Consider the following 19264-nt stretch of genomic DNA (forward strand, 5'->3'; position numbering starts at 1 on the left):
AAAAAACAAACAAAGTACTATTATTCTCTATTATGAACCAAATGTTTAGAAAATCATATTAATAACCAAATTAATGTTGTTTTTTAGTACTTTTTACATTTAAAAACTTATTAAAAATAAAAAAGTGTAGGAAAAATTCTTCCTACACTTTTTTGTCATTATTGTTGTACTGTAACTGTTTGTGGTTTTACTGATACTTTAAAACCATCTTTACTAGATACATCCGCAGATATTGTATATGTACCATTTGGAACATCTGCTTCTGGAGTCCATTTTAAGTGAATTTCATTTTTATCTTGTACATCCATTGAGTCAATTACATTACCATTTGCATCTTTAACATAAACTTTCCAATTTACATTGTTATTTGCAAATGCATTGATTCCTGCAGGAGTTTTTGTATTTACATTTTTATTCGGATACACACTGAAGTAGCTAACAAGCATTCCATCGTTAATATAAGAAGGATCTCCCCAAACTGTATAGCTTTGGTTTAGTGCATAGTCTGCTCCTAATACTACAACGCTTTTTGGCTCTTCTTTTACTAGAGTAGATGTTGCACCTTGAGGTAATGACTTATATTTTCCATTGTACCAAACAATCGCACCATTATAACCACTTCCAACATCATCCGCTTTGAACGAAATTTCATATTGACCGTCTTTAGGCGTTACTTTTATATCTGTGACAACTGGTGCAATTGAGTCAATATGCAATGGAAGTTTTACGATCTGTGGCTTCGCATCATTGTAATCAAGCGTTGTTTTGATTACATAATTATAAACGCCATCCTTCACTACTTGCCCATTTTGATCTTTTAAATCCCAACCATATCCAGTATTCAAATAGTCTCTGTAAGACATAATGTTTTTACGGAATTTCCATGGCTTACCAGTATATTCACTAAAATCACCTAAGTATTGAAGTAGTTCACCCTTATCATTTTCAACATACATTTCAGTTTTAGCTAAGTTTCGTAGCACTGTAAATGATGGGTATACTTCTTTCAATGGAGTATTTGGAGACATTACAATTCGATCCATATTAAAACTTCCTGTTCTTGGATCATACCCTAATGGGAATACCCCTTCTGCTCCTATTTCATCATTCCAAAGTGTTGTATAGCCTAAGAATGCATCTTTCTCATATGCTGCTGGATCAATGTTTTTTGGTTGATCCCATTTGCCGTAATACCCCATGTAAGGTACTGATAGCGGTACTGCTGAATCGCTATTATTTCCAGAAGGAACTAGACGTACGTATCCCTCGACAAATGAACCATCTTTTAAGCTTGATGGAAGTTGAATCTGAACATCTAAATTCTTTTCTTGTCCTGGTTTAATTTTTATTGTCTTTCCTTCTGTACTTGTTACTGTTTCACCATTTACAGTTGCCTTAGCACCTTGTACACGTTCACTTTTTAATGTTAAATATTCTTTTGAATCTAATTTCCCATCATTGTCTAGGTCAATTTCTTTTGTTTCTCTACCATCTGTATATACATCTACATACACTTGATACTCTAAATCTTTTACAGACAGATTTTGAAGAGCTTCTGCATTTAATTTGAAGTGAATATTATTATTAACTTCTTTTAGTGCAACTGCTCCAGCTTGCTCAAGTGGTGTTTTCTCTCTTGTCACAAGTACAGGCGTTTTAATTGCATTTTCAATTTGCATTAGACCAGAACCTTGTACACGAGGTGAATATGGTACTTCATTATTTGTACTTGGATCCTGAATTAGTTTAGAAGTATTCATTAAAGCAATTTTTGCTTTTAACACTGTTTCTTCTGAGTGCTTTAAGCCTTTTTCGTAAAGTGATTGTAGTACTAAAGCTGAGCCACCTGCCACATGTGGAGTAGCCATCGATGTACCACTCATTACCTCATAGCTATTACCAGGTATTGTTGAGTAAATATTACCTCCTGGCGCAGATATTTCAGGCTTAAAGTCTAATGTATGCGGAGCCCCGTATGATGAAAAATATGACATTGTATTCTTATTTGGATTGTCTACATATACACCTTTAGACGGTTTCATTTTTACAATATAACCGCTCTTTAATTTCGAAATTAATGCATCACCGATTGCTTTACTTGTCGTAGCTGCTTGTGGAAATGTTGATATAGGACTCCAATAAACTCTTGGGTAATCTATATCTTCATTAGCAGGGACCATAATAACTGCTTTTGCGTTCTTCTTTTTCGCTTCAGATTGAATATACGAATATGTACCATACTTTACATTTGGTTTCGCTACAACAATCTTGCCTGTTAAATCTGGAAGATTTTTAAAATCTGCTGTTTTACCTTCTCCAACATATACCATTTCATAAGAATCTAATGGTGATAATACTTTCGAAAGGTTAAAATTATATTGCGTTTGATCTTTGTATGGAAGTTGTAATCCATTTTCCTCTTGTAGCGTACTCATATGTATACTTGTATTTTCATATGAAGCAACAGATAACGCGAAAGGACTTACACCTGGTTCCCCAACTGTACCAATATCTGGATTTTCAGCATATGGCTTTGCAGAAGATTGTAACAAATTATTTTGTGTACTATAAGCAGAATTTCCTCCCGCTACAACTACAAGGGTACCTTGCTCAGTTGCTTCACGAATCGCTTTTTGAATTGGATCATCTATCTCACTAACAAATCCTGAATCAGAACCTAAACTCATATTAATGACATCTGCGCCCATCGTTACAGCGTGCTCGATACCTGCTATGATATCATCTTCATACGCACCACCGTTTCCTTTATCAGAGAATACTTTTTCTGCTAATAACTGAACGCCTGGAGCAATACCTTCTACACCATCATTTGATTCATCACCGTTTGCACCTATTGTACCTGATACGTGCATACCATGCTCATTTCCAGCAACACGCGGAATAACATCTGTATCATGATCTGCCCAGTCATATCCAGTTGGAACTTTGTCACTATACCAAACTTCTCCTACACTTGTCTCAGCAAGTTTACTTTTAATGTTTTCTTGATTCCATTTTTCTTTTGCTTTTCCTTTTTCAGTGATTGTCATGTCTTTATGCGTATAATCAATACCTGTATCGACAACCGCTACTAACAATCCTTCACCTTGATATCCGTAACTTTGCCATACTTTTTGAGCTTGTACTAATTCTTTACTTGCTCCCATTGAAGTCTGGAACTTTCTTGCAATATGTACATTTGTTACGCCCGATGTTTCTTGAATTTCTTTTAAGTTACGATATTCTGTCTCCATACTAAAACCATTAAATCCTTCATAAAAGCGTTGATTTATTTTAGGTACGGATCTTTCCTTTGTGATCTTTGAGATGACTTGATCTTGCTTTTCTTTATAGCGTGCTTTTTTAGTTTGAGTAGAATCCTCAGAAGTTGTTGGTTGCTCTACCTCAACGATTACACGTACCTTTTCATTTGGTTTATAAGCATGAGCATCATTTAAATTATTATAGCCAAATGGATCTACAGCTTCTTCCCCAGTTTGTTTTTGTTCTTCAGTAAAAATCTTTTGACCTTGCTTTGCGATTTCATCTAAACTTGGAGCTGGAACTTGATTTTCATCTGTTCCTTCAGCAAATCCAGTTGAAGTAAATAACATTGAAGCTAAAGTTGTCGTTGCAAGAACTTTGTAAGGAAAGCTTTTTCTCTTCTTCATTTCTAATCTCCTCTACAGTAAACTTTAATGTTCTTAATCTATTAAAATAAAAATAGATTCAATCCAAACAGATCCTATGAATTGCTAATGCTTTACTAAGAAACTTGGTACTAGTTTAATTTTAATTACGTTGTCTCTATAATCATATTGGGTTATTCAAGCGGACTTTTGGCATATTCAATTTGGAGAGAACTTAAAGAATTCAAGTAGAAAAAAAGTGGATTTTGACATATTCAGTCGAGGATGTTCGAAAAAATTTTATTAACTTGGGAAAATTGTATTAATTAGGTTATGACAAATTGGAGTTATATTAGTTTTTATTAGATAAAAAAAGCATTTTTCCATTTTCATCTGGGTCTATTATTTTATGAATAGGTAAAAATATGCTATTAATAGTAGTCAGAGTAATCTGTCTTCACTATATTTACGACAAGTTTCTACTTATTTTTCACCTGAACTTTGGTAGTGTTGGTGAGTTGAACTAAAATGGAGCATTTTTATGTAAAAATTGTTTTTAGCTTATTAATGAAGTAGTTTACAGAAAAAACACTTCAATTTAGGAAGTATCTTAATGGTATCTAATAAAATTTGATTGTTTTGATGTATTTATTGGTTATGTCCTTGTATTAATTGGGGTTTAGCTATTTTAATTGCATTTCCACGTTTTTAATTACCGTTTCCCATTTTAAAACTCCACTATTATTTCATTCCACCTCAAAAAAATCAGAATTTTTCATACAATTTTTAAATCTTAGTTTGTTAAATTACCTTTTTTTGGATAGAATGGATTTGTAGGCTTTTAAAGTCTTAATACATAACATTAGGAGTGAAAAAAATGCCAATCGATGTTTATTTAAATTTTAATGGTAATACACGTGAAGCAGTTGAATTCTACGCGGCTGTATTTAACACAGAAACACCAAAAATTATGACTTTCGGTGAAGCACCCCCAAATCCAGAATACCCACTTCCTGAAGAAGCGAAAAATTTAGTTATGCATACTAGACTGAACATTAGCGGTAGCAACGTTATGTTCTCTGATACTTTCCCTGGTTTCCCATTTAACCAAGGTAATAATATTCATTTATCTTTTTTAAGTGAGGACTTAGAAGAACTTAGATCTGTCTTTACTAAATTAAGTGATGGCGGTAAAGTAGAAATGGAACTTCAAGAAACATTTTGGAGTAAAGCTTATGGTAGCCTAACAGATAAATTCGGCATTCATTGGATGTTTAATCACGGTACTGGTGAATTTTAATTTATAGATAAAAAAAGGAAATGAACCCTGTTAATAGGATTCATTTCCTTTTTTTCACATATCTCTACTACACTTCCTCAATTGAGATCTCTCTCATCTTGCTCCTCAATCTATATTTCTTTTCATTCAGAATATTTACTATATAATAAAGTATATTTCTAGTTCTCTAAAAGTAGGTGAAATTTTATGCAAATACTATTAAAACGATTATCACAAAATAGAGAAAAACTTAGCCAGCTTGAAAAACAAGTATTGGATTATATTTTACAAAATACGGATTATATTACGAAGCTGAATCTTGATGAATTATCAAAAGAGCTTTATGTATCTACAGCAACAATTAGTAGAACATGCCAGCAATTAGGCTTTCGTGGGTTTCAAGATTTAAAATATACCCTTTCAATGGAAACAAATAAAGTTCAAAGTCCAGTTTCCTCTACCTCCTATCTACTTAATACGCATATGGAGAGAATGAAAGAAGAAATGGAAAAAACATTGGAATATATTGATGAAGAAAAGATTAAGCTAGCTGCTAATTATCTAAAGCAAAGTACACATGTTGAAATATTCGGAGTTGGTAACTCACTTCCCACTTGTGTCGACGCTTCTAGAAAACTCATGTTTGCAGGAAAGTTATGTAATGCGCGAACTGATTGGGACGAGCTACGTAGTGCTGCAAATAGTTTAACAGAAAATGATTTGGCCATACTAGTTTCATTTAGTGGGGAGACTTTACATATGTTAGAATTTGCCCATATTTTAAAGAAAAGGAATGTTAAAACGATCGCCATAACTGGCAACCACTCAAATCGTTTACAAAAAGAAGTTAATCTATCACTTCAAGCTTATATTACAAGCACATACTTTGGTGAGCTTGATATGACTTCAAGGTTTCCATTAAGTATGGTACTAGATTTCATTATTATTGCCTATTTAAACGAAATGAAAATATGTTAGGTATTCAAAAGAGACAGAAGTCGTCTATTACCAGACCACTACTGACTCTTTTTATTTATGAACTTATTAAGCTACTTAAAGTAAGCAATATACAAAAAATGTACACGCTTACATAAACACCTCAAACGGTTGTTAAACGATTTTGCCGTGAGTATTTTTAAAACATAATAAAAAACGAAGGAGCTAAAAACATGGCAAAGAAGAAGTCCGTTAAATCACAACTTTGGGAATTTTTTCAAGGGCTAGGTAAGACCTTTATGGTGCCTGTAGCATTATTAGCCTTTATGGGGCTTATATTAGGGATCGGAAGCTCATTTACTAGTCCGACAACTATCGAGACATTCCCATTTTTAGGAAACTCCGTACTCCAAGTTATTTTTAGCTTTATGTCCACTATTGGTGGATTTGCATTTTCATACTTACCAGTTTTATTTGCAATGGCAATTCCGTTTGGACTTGTACGATATGAAAAAGGTGTTGCTGCTTTCTCTGGATTTGTTGGCTACGTCATCATGCACTTATCGATTAATTTTTATTTAACTGAAACAAATCAATTAGTAGCAGCAGATAAAATGCGTCAAGCTGGTCAAGGTATGGTTATGGGTATACAAACAATTGAAATGGGTGTATTAGGCGGAATCATCGCTGGTATAGTTGTTTATTTGCTACATAACCGCTTTTATAGTATTAAACTCCCAGATGCATTTGCATTTTTTGGTGGTGCCCGCTTTGTTCCAATCATAACGACACTTGCTTTATCAGTAGTTGGGATCATCATTCCGATGATCTGGCCGATTTTCGCAATTGCGATTACTGGAATCGGAAGTTTAATTCAAAAATCTGGCGTTTTCGGACCATTTTTATTCGGTGCTGGTGAGCGTTTACTACTACCATTCGGTCTTCACCATATTTTAGTTGCAATGATTCGTTTCACGGAAGCTGGTGGTACTGAAGTCGTTAATGGTCAAACGGTTTCTGGAGCTTTAAATATTTTCTATGCACAATTAAAAGCTGGTGCTCCGATCAGTCCATCAGCGACCGCTTTCTTATCTCAAGGAAAAATGCCTACATTCATGTTTGGTTTACCTGCAGTAGCGCTTGCGATTTATCATACTGCCCGTCCAGAAAATCGTAATAAAATTAAGGGGCTATTAATCTCTGGTGTTATTGCAACTTTTGTAACCGGTATCACTGAGCCAATCGAATTCTTGTTCTTGTTCGTTTCTCCACCTTTATATTTCATCCACGTTATTTTAACGGGACTAGGTTTTATGGTAATGGCTTTATTACATCTAACAATTGGTAACACAGATGGTGGAATTTTAGACTTTATTATCTTTGGCGTTTTACAAGGAGTAAAAACAAAGTGGTATCTTGTACCTGTAGTAGGGGCAATTTGGTTTACCGTATACTATTCAGTTTTCAGATATGCAATTTTGAAATTTAATTTAAAAACTCCTGGTAGAGAAGAAAAAATTGATGATCAACAAAGTGAGGAACCATTGGTGAAAGGCACAAATGCCCAAGCATTAAAAATTCTTACTGCTTTAGGTGGCAAAGAGAACATTCAATCACTAGATAACTGCATTACAAGATTAAGACTTGTTGTAGATAATATGAATATAGTTAATGAAAAAGTTCTAAAGGATTGTGGTGCACTTGGTGTTGTAAAGTTAGACGAACACAATTTACAAGTCGTTATTGGTCCACAAGTTGGTATTCTTAAAACACAATTAGAAAAATTATCATCTTAAATTGGGGTTGTACGAAATGAAATACAAATTTGATCAGATCGTTGATCGGACCGGTACTTATTGTACACAGTGGGATTATATTGAAGATCGATTTGGAGTACCGGATTTACTACCATTCTCGATTTCAGATACTGATTTTCAAAGTCCCGATGAAATAATATATGCGTTAGAAAGGCGAATGAAACATGGTATATTTGGCTATACGCGATGGAATCATGCTGAATTTAAAGAATCAATAATAGACTGGTTTCGTAAGAGATTCTCCTGTGATATTAAAGAAGATTGGATTGTTTATAGTCCTAGTGTCATTTATTCAATTTCAAAAATAATTGAATACTTAACGAATGAAGGTGATCATGTCGTTGTCCAAACTCCTGCATATGATGCTTTCTTTAAAGTAATTAAAGATAACAATCGTTTCATTTCTGACAATCAATTAATCTACGAAAATGGAAAATATCGAATCGATTTTGATGATTTAGAACAAAAACTATCTCACGAGCGTGCCAAGATTCTTCTACTATGTAGTCCGCATAACCCTTCAGGACGTGTTTGGACAAAGCATGAATTGGAAAGGATTGTAGGTTTATGTAATAAACATAATGTATTTATTATTTCTGATGAAATTCATATGGATATCGTATATAAACCTAATTTCCATATTCCGATTATAAACACAAGCATCAATTTGGAGAATGTATGTATTTGTACTTCTGCAAGTAAAACATTTAATACTCCTGGGCTAGGTGGATCATATATGATTTTACCAAACCAAATGATCAACAAAGAATTTCTTCTATCTTTAAAAAATCGAGATGGCCTTTCATCCGCAAGCATTTTTGGGACACTAGCGACGATCGAAGCCTACAAAACCTGTGAGGACTGGGTTGATGAATTATCGGAATATACTCATGATAATTTAAAAACAGTAGAAAATTATCTTAACAATTATCTTCCAAAACTTAAATTTACATTACCAGAATCAACCTACTTAGCATGGATTGATATTTCCGAGCTATCTTTTTCTAGTGAGCAATTACAACATGCACTAGTTCATCACGCAAAAGTTGCCATTATGCCCGGGGAGACATATGGTGAGATTGGGAAAGGATTTATCCGTATGAATATTGGATGTCCCAAATCTAAAATTATTGAAGGATTAAATCGTCTAAAAAAAGCAATAGATTACTTAGAAGGTAATAATTAGTTAATTTAATGACCCTCTAAAGGTAGGAGATCAGTAAACTACTTTTAGAGGGTCATTCATTTGAGAAAATAGTTAAAAATTGCTAATTCAATTTTGTGAACAAGTAGTAATTAATTAGCGAATTAACATATATTCTATTAAGTCGTTTTTTTTTAGAATATAAATTAGGGAAGTGTTAGAATGACATCCACTAAAGTTATTAAGCCATTCTTATTGAACTGGTATGTCTTACTTTCGTTTGCTGTACTTGCTGGAATTAGTCAAATGCTTTGGTTAAATTTTGCACCTCTAATTTCATATTTAAAATCGCATTATGAAGTTTCAGAATCAGATATTAATTGGTTATTAATTGTATTTCCATTAATTTATATCGTATTTTCTATTCATTCAGGTAAAGTAATTGATCGAGCTGGATATCGATTTAGTATTTTACTAGGTGGCATTTTCATGTCCGTTTTTTCTACTATTAGAATTTTTGATTCAAGCTTCTCATTTTTACTAATTGGTCAAGTAGGAATTGCGATTGGCCAACCTTATATTTTAAATGCAATATCAAGTTTAGTAGTTGACTGGTTTCCGAAAAATAAACAAGCTACCGCTACTGGCATTGGCACAGTCGGTATGTTCTTCGGTATGGCAGTAGCCTTAGCAGGGACACCGCTTCTTGTAGATCTTTTTGGATTCCAAGCCACATTAGCCATTATGGCAATTTTAACAATTCTTGCAACACTCGTCTTTTACTTCATCGGTCACCATAATTCAGATTTCAACCGAAATTCCAGTACTTCAGGAAGTTCTAGTACTACATTTAAATTATTGAAAAACAAGAATCTTTTACTATTAAACATTGTTTCCTTTCTAGGCTTAGGAGTCTTTAATGGACTAACATCCTGGCTTGAACAAATCTTAAAGCCGTACGGAATTTCATCAGAACAAGCCGGAATCATTGGAGGCACTTTAATAGTCGGTGGTATTATTGGTTCGATCGTTATCCCGCTGTTTTCAGATAAAGTTGGTAAAAGAAAGCCCTTCTTATTAGTTACTATAATCGGCTCCCTATTATTAATCTATCCTGTTTGTACTTCAGGGAAATTTACTTTTCTAATTGTGATAGGCAGTGCACTTGGATTCATATTTTTACCGGCCTTTGCTTTACTATTATCTGCTACAGAAGAGCTAGTTGGTGAAAAAGTTTCCGGTGAAGCTACAGGACTACTTTTAATGGCAGGGAATTTAGGAGCTGTAATTGTAATTGGAGCGATGCAGCTAATTAAAGGCGAGCATACAACGTGGAATCATTCAGTTTTTTTCATGCTATTTTTAATGCTTATTGGATTTTTCCTTATGACTTTATTTAAAGAAAGAGCTTGTTTGATAGTTGAAAACAAAAAAAATGATAACGAACAAAAGTAAAAAAAGCATTGGAATCCATAAATTCCAATGCTTTTTAAAATTATGACTTAAATTCTATCTTCTCCAAGTATAACCCGCCTGGATCTGCTAGATTACTCACTTGAGCACGATCTTTTAATTCAATTATTTTCGATATATTTTCAGCTTGTAATCTACCTGCTCCAACTTCAATTAGTGTTCCCACGATTTTTCTTACCATATTGTATAGGAAACCATTTCCGCTTATTCGTATTTGAATAAATCCGTCTATCTTTTCAAAATCAATCGAGTAAATTTCTCTTACCATCGACTTCTTTTTAGATTTAGCATTTGAAAAGGCTGTAAAATCATGTTCACCTAAAAAGTACTTGGCTGCAGCCTTCATTTTTTTAAGATCTAGTTTTTCTTCTACATGCATACTATATTTGCGCATAAATGGATTCGTATATTCCTCATTCCAAATTTTATATATATACGTTTTTGCACTAGTATTATATCTTGAATGGAAACGGTCAGATTCAATCGAAACTTCCTTTATACTTATATCTCTAGGTAAATAACGATTTAAATAACTTTTAATTTCTATTTCAGGCATGTTCTCTTTTATTTTAAAATTAGCAACCTGTTCAAATGCGTGTACACCTGCATCAGTTCGACTACTTCCAATAATTTCAATTTCTCTTCCTACCATTTCTGATATTACATTCTCGATTTTACCTTGAATTGTATTTTCACCATTACCAAGCCTTTGCCAGCCTTTATAACGGCCCCCATCATATTGTATGACTAATTTATAATTGTTCATCTCTTGCTCCTTTACCTAACACTATGTATGTACTATTTTCCTACTTCCTGCTCTTAACACTTTACCACTTTTTTATTACATATCCTATTTTTAGCCCATTCAAGCTAAGTTCATAACTTGTTTTACTTTTTCACAAACTACTTTAAGACTATATAGTAGAAATGTGATATTTTACATTATACTAATAGTAACAATTTTGAGGGAGTTTGACATGGTACTTGATGAGTTGGCATTAAAGATCATTAATGAAGTTAGAAAGTTAATACAAGAAGATATCATTATTATTAATACAGATGGCATCATTATAGCAAGTACAGACCCAGCACGAACTGGCACATTTCATGAAGGCTCATTAATTGCAATTAATGAAAGAAAAACGTTCACAATTACATCTGATGATGAAAATCGTTTAAATGGTGTGAAGGCTGGAATTAATCTTCCTATTTATTTTCAAAATGAAATAGTCGGAGTAATTGGCATTACAGGAAATCCCGAGCAGATTTCCCCTTTTGGAGAAATGCTCCGTAGAATGACAGAGTTATTGATAAGAGAAAACTATTATACAGATCAAATTGATTTGCAACAAAGAACGTTAGAAGCATTTGTATTTGATTGGATTCAAGATATTGAGTGGGATGATTATTTTTATGAACGTTCTACTATGCTAAATATTGATTTAAATTATATTAGGCAGGTTATTATTTTTGAATGGGAAAATACCAATATGGTCCCTATCGATACAAGACAACTAATAATTGATTTGGCGAATCGAAATAAAGATGACGTATTTGTTCGTTGGGGTAATAATCGAATTGTATTTTTGATGAAAGTTGACGATACGAATAAAGATATTCATAAACTACAAAGAATGCATGATTTATATGAGATCATAAAAAGCCGATTAAACTCACCCATTTCTGCAGGCGTTGGGCAACAAATCTCTCCAAAACAATTGCATCAATCATATCATCAAGCAGATCGAGCATTAAAAGTTGCATTACAATCAAGTTCAATTATTTTTGATGAAGATTTAACAATTGATTTAATTCTGCAGGAACTTTCACAAGAGATTAAGAAAACATTTATAGAACGGACAATTGCACCTTTATTAAGTGAAGAAGATTTATTTATTACAATTAAAGAGTATTTAAATCAAAATCAATCTCTTAAAAATACCGCACAATCCTTACATATTCATATAAACACACTTCTATATCGCCTAGGTAAAATTACTGAATTAACGAAATTGAATCCTAAAGATATCCAAGATTTAGTTAAATTGTATATCGGAACATACCTACTAGATGATTCTACAAAAAAACACCGGTAAATGGTGTTTTTTCTGTATGTTCCTCTATAGTAAATTCATCTATTAACTCTTTATACTTGAATTAAGATAATGGGAGGAATTTATTTATGATTACAAATGACATTGCACAAAGTTTTATAGCAATTGTTGGAAAAGAAAATTATGATGATTCAAAAGTGGAGAGACTCGTATATTCTTACGATGCTACACCAAATTTGCAAGCTCTTCCGGATGCAGTCATTAGTCCTCGCTCTACTAAAGAAGTATCCGAAATCGTTAAAATATGTAACGAAAACCACATTCCAATCGTTCCTAGAGGTTCTGGAACGAATTTATGCGGTGGTACTTGTCCAACAGATGGCGGTATCGTTCTCTTATTTAAACACTTAAATAATATTCTCGAGATAGATGAAGAAAACTTAACAATTACAGTTCAACCTGGTGTAGTGACTCTTGATATGATCAATACAATCGAAGAAAAAGGTTTATTTTATCCACCAGATCCAAGTTCAATGAAAATTTCTACAATAGGTGGAAATATTAATGAAAATTCAGGTGGTTTACGTGGATTAAAATATGGTGTAACACGTGATTATGTAATCGCACTTGAAATCGTATTAGCAAACGGAGACATTATTCGAACTGGTGGAAAGCTAGCAAAAGATGTTGCAGGATATGATTTTACTCGTTTATTTGTTGGTTCTGAAGGAACTTTAGGTATTATTACCGAGGCTACATTAAAGCTTATTCCAATGCCAGAAACGAAAAAAACTATGCTTGCATTATATGATAGCTTGGAAGATGCAGCCAAAACGGTTTCTAAAATTATCGCTAATAAAATTATTCCTACTTCCCTTGAATTTATGGATCAACCTACTCTAGAAGTTGTTGAAAACTTTGCGCAGATTGGACTACCGACCGATGTAAAAGCTGTCCTATTAATTGAACAAGATGGTCCTAGTGAAGTTGTAAACAGAGATATTGAATTAATAAAATCAATTTGCCAGCAAGAAAAATGTATTTCAGTTAGTGTAGCTAAGTCCGAAGAAGAAGCAGTAGCATTACGTACGGCTAGACGCTCTGCTCTTTCAGCTCTTGCACAATTAAGACCAACAACAATTTTAGAGGATGCAACTGTCCCTCGTTCCAAAATTGCTGAAATGGTCTCTGCAATAAATGTGATTGCTGAAAAACATAATGTAAAAATTTGTACATTCGGCCATGCAGGCGATGGAAATCTACACCCTACTTGTCCTACCGATGCTCGTGATCACGAAGAAATGGAACGCGTTGAAATGGCATTTGCAGAGATATTTGAAAAAGCAATTGAACTAGGTGGCACAATAACAGGTGAACACGGTGTTGGTATCGTAAAAGCTCCTTACCTTGAATTAAAGCTTGGTAAAGAAGGCATTAACGCCATGCTTGCAGTTAAATCAGCTTTAGATCCGAATCATATTATGAACCCAGGCAAGGTCTTTGCAAAAGACAGTCGTAAAAGAATGGTGGTGTCAAAATGACAACACTTCAAGAAAAACAAGCGATCGGTCAACAATTTAAAGAACGTATGAATGAAGATGAGCTTTTAAACTGTATGCGATGTGGTTTTTGTTTACCGAGCTGTCCAACTTATATTGAATCAGGTCAAAAAGAATCACACTCACCACGTGGTCGCATCGCTTTAATGAAAGCAGTAACGGATGGATTAATTGAACCGGATGAAGATGTGGAACGTACACTTGAGCTTTGTCTTGGATGTCGTGCATGTGAGCCTGTTTGCCCTTCTGGTGTGAAATATGGTCATCTACTAGAAGAAGCTAGAGATATTATTGCTCAACACAAAAAACATTCACTTCCTGCACGAGCTGTTCGTAAAGTTGTATTTAAAGAACTTTTCCCGCATCAAAAACGTATGAGACTTGCAGTTGGTCTATTAGGTTTATATCAACGAACAGGCCTTCAAGTCGTAGCAAGAAAAGCTGGAATTATGAAGTTGATCCCAAACAATTTATCTGCAATGGAAAAGGTTTTACCAAAGGTCCCGACTATGAAACAAATGAAGTCACGCCCTGACTATTTGCCACCACTAAAAGAAAAAGTAAAGAAGGTTGCATTTTTCTCTGGATGTTTAATGGATACAATGTTCTTAGAAACAAACAATGCAACGATGAAGCTTTTACAATTAGCTGGTTGTGAAATTGTCATACCAAAAGACCAGGCGTGTTGTGGTGCATTACATGGTCATAGTGGTGAAAAGTCCATTGCAAAAGATATGGCAAAGAAAAACATCGAAGCCTTCGAAAATCTCGGAGTAGATTATATCATTACAAATGCAGGTGGCTGTGGTGGTTTCCTAATTGACTATGATCATCTTCTTAAAGACGATCCAAATTGGAAAGATCGAGCTCTTGCGTTTAAAAATAAACTAAAAGATATATCAGAAATTCTAGTAGAAGTTGAGTTTCATAACAAAGTAAAATTAAGTTTACCAGAACAAATTATTACGTATCAGGATTCATGCCATTTAAGAAATGTCATGAAAACCGCTTCTGCTCCAAGAACATTATTGAAATCAATTCAAAATGTATACTATCACGAAATGAAAGATGCAGATCGTTGCTGTGGCTCAGCTGGTATTTATAATATCGTCGAATCCGAAATGTCGATGCAAATACTAGATTACAAGATGAAACAAGCAACAAAAACACAGGCTACTACAATTGTAACTGCTAACCCTGGATGCTTATTACAAATGAAGCTAGGTGTAGACCGAGAGAATCAATCAGAACATGTGGAAGTGGTACACATAGTTGATTTACTTTTAAAAGCTGCTGAATATAGAGCAAATTAATTCAAAAAAACACAAGGAGATTAATTTCCCTTGTGTTTTTTTACTGCCCTACTATACGTTTTGTCTTTATACAATCAAGGGCCAAGGAAATAATCCTTGGCTCCCATGTAAATATTAATGATTTACAACTGTATATGTTGCAGCAGCACTAGTATTACCTGCTTTATCTTTTGCAGTTACAGAAATAACTGTTCCTTTTTTCTGTGCTTTGATACTAACTGAATAAACTCCACTAGAGTTAGTTGTTGCAGATCCCAATACAGTAGTACCTTTCTTAACCGTCACAATTGAACCTTTTTCAGCTTTTCCAGTAACTTTTAAATCATTGTCGTCTACACGATTAATCGTTGGTTTAGATGGTGGGATTACATCCACAACCACTACACTTGTACCTGCACTTACATTTCCCGCAGCATCTTTAGCAGTTACAGTTAATGTTGTACCCGCATATTGAACAGGGATTATCACTGAGAAAGTTCCAGTCGATGTTGCTTTTACAGTTCCTAAGATTGTTGTTCCTTTCTTAACAGTTACAGTCGAATTTGCTTCCGCTTTACCTGTTACAACTTTATCGTTGTTATCAACTCTGTTAACAGTTGGTTTTGCAGGCGCAATTACGTCTACAACTTTTGTTGTAGCAGCTACACTAGTATTACCAGCAGCGTCTTTAGCATAAACACTTAAAGTAGCTCCAGCTTTTTGAACAGGAATCTTAACAGAATAAGTTCCAGTAGATGTTGCTTTTGTAGGAGTTCCTAATACCGTACTACCGTTTTTAACTGTTACAGTAGAATTCGCTTCCGCTTTACCTGTTACCACTACATCGTTATTATCAACTCTGTTTACAGTTGGTTTTGCAGGTGCAATTACGTCTACAACTTTTGTTGTTCCAGCCACACTCGTATTCTCAACAAAGTCTTTAGCATAAACACTTAAAGTTACTCCTGCTTTTTGAACTGGAATCTTAACTGAATAAGTCCCATTATATGTTGCTTTTGTAGGAGTTCCTAATACCGTACTACCGTTTTTAACTGTTACAGTAGAACCGGCTTCGGCCTTACCCGTAACGACTAGATCATTATTATCAACTTTATTTACAGTAGGTTTACTCGGTGCTACGTTGTCATAGAACTCTGTATAAACTGAATAGTAGTCATCCTCTGTATTGTCATTAAGATTGTCGCGATCCCAGACACCAACATAGTATGTACCAGCTTTTACTTGAAAAATATAATACTCACCATACTCATCGTAATCGTTCTCTAACAGTTTTATTTTCCCAGTGTCTACACGGTCTTTTTCATATAAATAAAATTGTAGATCAATAAAATCAGAGCTGATATTATCCCCTTATAGTAGACAAGAAAAAAAGCCTATCCCTTTTAATGGATAGGTATTCTACAAATAGTGATTAGAATTTGGAGTGTCCTCCATTGAACCTTGTTGTAAATGTTCATATTCCATTATTAACACCCCAGATTATTATTAAGTTCTTCTGTACAGCTTAGGTAGTTAGCACATTTCTCTTTGAAGCATTTAGTTACCGTTCCTGGTTTAAGTTTATCTTTAAACTTCTCATAACAGTAACACATTTCATCGTCCTGTTTAGGCGCATTCTTTCGACCAAAGACCATTGGTCCGATATCAGACGGTTTTAAGTCTTCTATTCTATTATCTTCTTTGTACTTATCTAAACACGACTTACATATACAAGACTTTCTTACCTCTTCTGATGATATCTGATTAAATATCTCTCTTGGGAAATACTCACCATTACACCAACAAGTCTTCCCACTCGAACACTTATTCTCATTACCGCACATGGGACAGAGCTTAATTGCCATTATATACCCTCCTCAATAATCTGGTTAACAAAAGGAATTATCATTTAATTCTATTCAATCATTTAATTGGTTTACTAAATTTATCCATTTAATTATATCATTCATTATTAAACTAAACTGCCATATAATTGATTAAGAAATTCAACAATCTACTTTAATAGAGCAGCTTAAAAATAAAAACACAAGGAACTTTAATTTCCTTGTGCTTTTTCTTAAATTACCTAGCCCTGTATTATCCTTACCCCTGAACTATTTACTTTTTTAACGAAGAAATAGCAGTTCTTGTTTGATCGATATACTGGATTGTTTGATCGTATTCTTGTGTCGCGACAGCCATAAATAAAATATCGATGACATGTAGTTGAGCCATCCTTGATGACGTTGCTCCACTTCGAAATGTTGCCTCCCTATGTGGAGAATTGAATAATTTAATGTCCGCTAAGTTTGATACAGAATTGGAACCAAAGCCAGTTATACTAATGGTGTTCACGCCGTTTTCCTTTGCAATTTTAAGTGCTTTTTGGACCTCTAGCGTTTCTCCAGAAAATGAAATACCTACTAAGACATCATTCTCTTCGTGGTTCGCTATTTGAACAGCTAACAAATGCAAATCAGTAAATGCAGAGGTGTATTTTTTTATACGTAAGAATTTTTGTTGTGCGTCTAAGGCGACAACCATTGACCCACCTACACCGAAGAAATAAATATTTCTCGCTTTTGTTAAAGCTTGAACGGCTTCCTCTAAATCACTCACATTAATAATATCGCTAGTATCTTTGATAGCCTGGATATTGTTATTCATCATCTTTTTAATAATGGAACCAGTTGATTCCCCTAAATTGATATCTCTTGATCCTACTTCTGTTGTTGTGATAATATCACCTGCAATTCGTAGCTTAAGCTCTTGAAAACCCTTTAGACCTAATGAGCGACATAATCGAATAATTGCAGAATTACTTGTTTGACTTCTTTCTGCAAGTTCAAAAACTGTATACTGAATCGATTTTTCTGGGTTTTCAATTATATATTTAGCTGCTCTTCTTTCAGATGGTGGAAGTTTATACAGCATTTCGTTTAACATGATTAAACCGCCATTTAATGCATTCATTTAATCTACTCAACTCTCTCTTTATTTGTATAAATGATAGATTTGGAAATTTTCAACCGACATTTTCCCCTCTTTTAATCGGATTCGAAATATGACTCTAAACAAATTATAAAATAATAAGAATAAAATCTGAATTATATTTTAATATGAAATAGAAGGCGGCATTCTAGTATTACTAGTTGCCGCCCTCTAATTAATTTTTTACTACCTTGCTAATAAAACCACTGGCTTTATTCAAACTAATCATTGCTTCATCGTAATTCATTCCGGTTAAAATCATAACGATTGCTACTTTCGTTTGATTATTTGCTTTCAGTAAATAATTACTTGCCGTTTCATAATCACAGCCAGTAGCTTCAACTATTATTCTTTTTGCTCGATCAACTAGTTTACTATTCGTTAATTGCAGGTCTACCATTAGATTTTTATATACTTTTCCAATTCCAATCATTGAAGCTGTCGAAATCATATTACAAATTAACTTTTGAGATGTTCCAGCTTTTAATCGGGTAGAGCCTGTTAACACTTCTGGACCATTATCTACTTCAATTTTTAGGAGGGCAACCTCACCAATTTTTGAACCTTTATTACACGCTACCGCTACAGTTTTTGCTCCAATCTCGTTTGCATACTTTAAAGCACCTATTACATAAGGCGTTCGACCTGATGCTGCAATACCGATCACGATATCATTTTTTGTAAGGGATATTCGTAATAAGTCTTCTTTACCTAACTCTTCGCTATCTTCGGCACCTTCTACAGCTTTAATAAAGGCCCTCTCTCCACCTGCAATTAATCCAATGACTTCACTAGGATTCGTTCCAAATGTAGGTGGACATTCAACTGCGTCAAGCAGACCAATTCGTCCGCTTGTACCAGCACCTGTATAAATTAAACGTCCTCCGTTTTGAAATGCTTCAACAACTAGCTGAACTACATTTGATATCATCGGAATTTGTTCCCTAACTGCTAGAGCCACCTTTTGGTCCTCTTCATTCATTATATTTAAAAACTCATCAACGCTTAGTTGATCTAAGTTACTCGTACGATTGTTTCTAATTTCGGTTGTTAAGTTTTCTAACACAATTACACCTCAATCATAAGGCAG

At 34.0% G+C, this 19264-nt stretch carries 14 protein-coding genes; 8 read left to right on the plus strand and 6 right to left on the minus strand.

What is annotated here, in order from left to right; genetic code table 11:
* Nucleotides 1-158: 158 nt before the first annotated feature.
* On the minus strand, nt 159-3671 hold the full coding sequence (locus ABEY15_RS03075) for a S8 family serine peptidase (protein ID WP_429888376.1): 3513 nt from the start codon (nt 3669-3671) through the stop codon (nt 159-161).
* A gap of 835 nt (nt 3672-4506) precedes the next feature.
* On the opposite strand from ABEY15_RS03075, the gene ABEY15_RS03080 reads away from it, so the two are divergent.
* The 5 genes from ABEY15_RS03080 (at nt 4507) to ABEY15_RS03100 (ending at nt 10260) form a co-directional block, all read left to right on the plus strand.
* Complete coding sequence (locus ABEY15_RS03080) at nt 4507-4929, plus strand: VOC family protein (RefSeq protein ID WP_097978269.1); 423 nt, start codon at nt 4507-4509, stop codon at nt 4927-4929.
* Between the two features lie 186 nt (nt 4930-5115).
* On the plus strand, nt 5116-5886 hold the full coding sequence (locus ABEY15_RS03085; protein WP_429888378.1) for a MurR/RpiR family transcriptional regulator: 771 nt from the start codon (nt 5116-5118) through the stop codon (nt 5884-5886).
* Between the two features lie 191 nt (nt 5887-6077).
* Nucleotides 6078-7640 carry a maltose/glucose-specific PTS transporter subunit IIBC gene (gene malX / locus ABEY15_RS03090; RefSeq protein ID WP_098233835.1) on the plus strand — a complete coding sequence of 521 codons (1563 nt, stop codon included), beginning with the start codon at nt 6078-6080 and terminating at the stop codon, nt 7638-7640.
* A gap of 16 nt (nt 7641-7656) precedes the next feature.
* Nucleotides 7657-8847 carry a MalY/PatB family protein gene (locus ABEY15_RS03095; protein WP_429888379.1) on the plus strand — a complete coding sequence of 397 codons (1191 nt, stop codon included), beginning with the start codon at nt 7657-7659 and terminating at the stop codon, nt 8845-8847.
* Between the two features lie 180 nt (nt 8848-9027).
* Nucleotides 9028-10260, plus strand: coding sequence for an MFS transporter (locus ABEY15_RS03100; RefSeq protein ID WP_429888380.1), 1233 nt, complete (start codon nt 9028-9030; stop codon nt 10258-10260).
* 40 nt (nt 10261-10300) lie between these two features.
* Here the strand turns inward: ABEY15_RS03100 and truA are convergent, their stop codons facing one another.
* Entirely contained in the window at nt 10301-11044 is a 744-nt protein-coding gene (gene truA / locus ABEY15_RS03105; RefSeq protein ID WP_429888381.1) for a tRNA pseudouridine(38-40) synthase TruA, read from the minus strand.
* A 211-nt stretch (nt 11045-11255) separates the two neighbouring features.
* On the opposite strand from truA, the gene ABEY15_RS03110 reads away from it, so the two are divergent.
* The 3 genes from ABEY15_RS03110 to ABEY15_RS03120 all read left to right on the plus strand — a co-directional run bounded on the left by ABEY15_RS03110 (nt 11256) and on the right by ABEY15_RS03120 (nt 15204).
* Complete coding sequence (locus ABEY15_RS03110) at nt 11256-12374, plus strand: CdaR family transcriptional regulator (protein ID WP_429888382.1); 1119 nt, start codon at nt 11256-11258, stop codon at nt 12372-12374.
* 86 nt (nt 12375-12460) lie between these two features.
* Nucleotides 12461-13873 (plus strand): glycolate oxidase subunit GlcD, encoded by a 1413-nt coding sequence (gene glcD, locus ABEY15_RS03115; protein WP_429888383.1) that lies wholly within the window; start codon nt 12461-12463, stop codon nt 13871-13873.
* Nucleotides 13870-15204 (plus strand): (Fe-S)-binding protein, encoded by a 1335-nt coding sequence (locus ABEY15_RS03120; protein ID WP_429888385.1) that lies wholly within the window; start codon nt 13870-13872, stop codon nt 15202-15204. Before glcD ends, ABEY15_RS03120 begins: the two co-directional genes overlap by 4 nt.
* A gap of 114 nt (nt 15205-15318) precedes the next feature.
* Here ABEY15_RS03120 and ABEY15_RS03125 read toward each other — a convergent pair whose 3' ends face one another.
* From ABEY15_RS03125 to murQ, 4 genes are all read right to left on the minus strand, one after another.
* On the minus strand, nt 15319-16545 hold the full coding sequence (locus ABEY15_RS03125) for an Ig-like domain-containing protein (protein WP_429888825.1): 1227 nt from the start codon (nt 16543-16545) through the stop codon (nt 15319-15321).
* Nucleotides 16546-16670: 125 nt separating this feature from the next.
* Nucleotides 16671-17048 carry a cysteine-rich CWC family protein gene (locus tag ABEY15_RS03130; RefSeq protein ID WP_429888386.1) on the minus strand — a complete coding sequence of 126 codons (378 nt, stop codon included), beginning with the start codon at nt 17046-17048 and terminating at the stop codon, nt 16671-16673.
* A 253-nt stretch (nt 17049-17301) separates the two neighbouring features.
* A complete protein-coding gene (locus ABEY15_RS03135; RefSeq protein ID WP_429888387.1) occupies nt 17302-18156 on the minus strand; it encodes a MurR/RpiR family transcriptional regulator in 855 nt (284 codons plus the stop codon).
* A 193-nt stretch (nt 18157-18349) separates the two neighbouring features.
* Nucleotides 18350-19240, minus strand: a complete 891-nt coding sequence (murQ, locus tag ABEY15_RS03140; protein ID WP_429888388.1) for an N-acetylmuramic acid 6-phosphate etherase — start codon at nt 19238-19240, stop codon at nt 18350-18352.
* Nucleotides 19241-19264 lie beyond the last annotated feature (24 nt).

Origin of the sequence: Gottfriedia acidiceleris (assembly GCF_050457485.1) — a bacterium.
Taxonomy (GTDB): domain Bacteria; phylum Bacillota; class Bacilli; order Bacillales; family Bacillaceae_G; genus Gottfriedia; species Gottfriedia acidiceleris_D.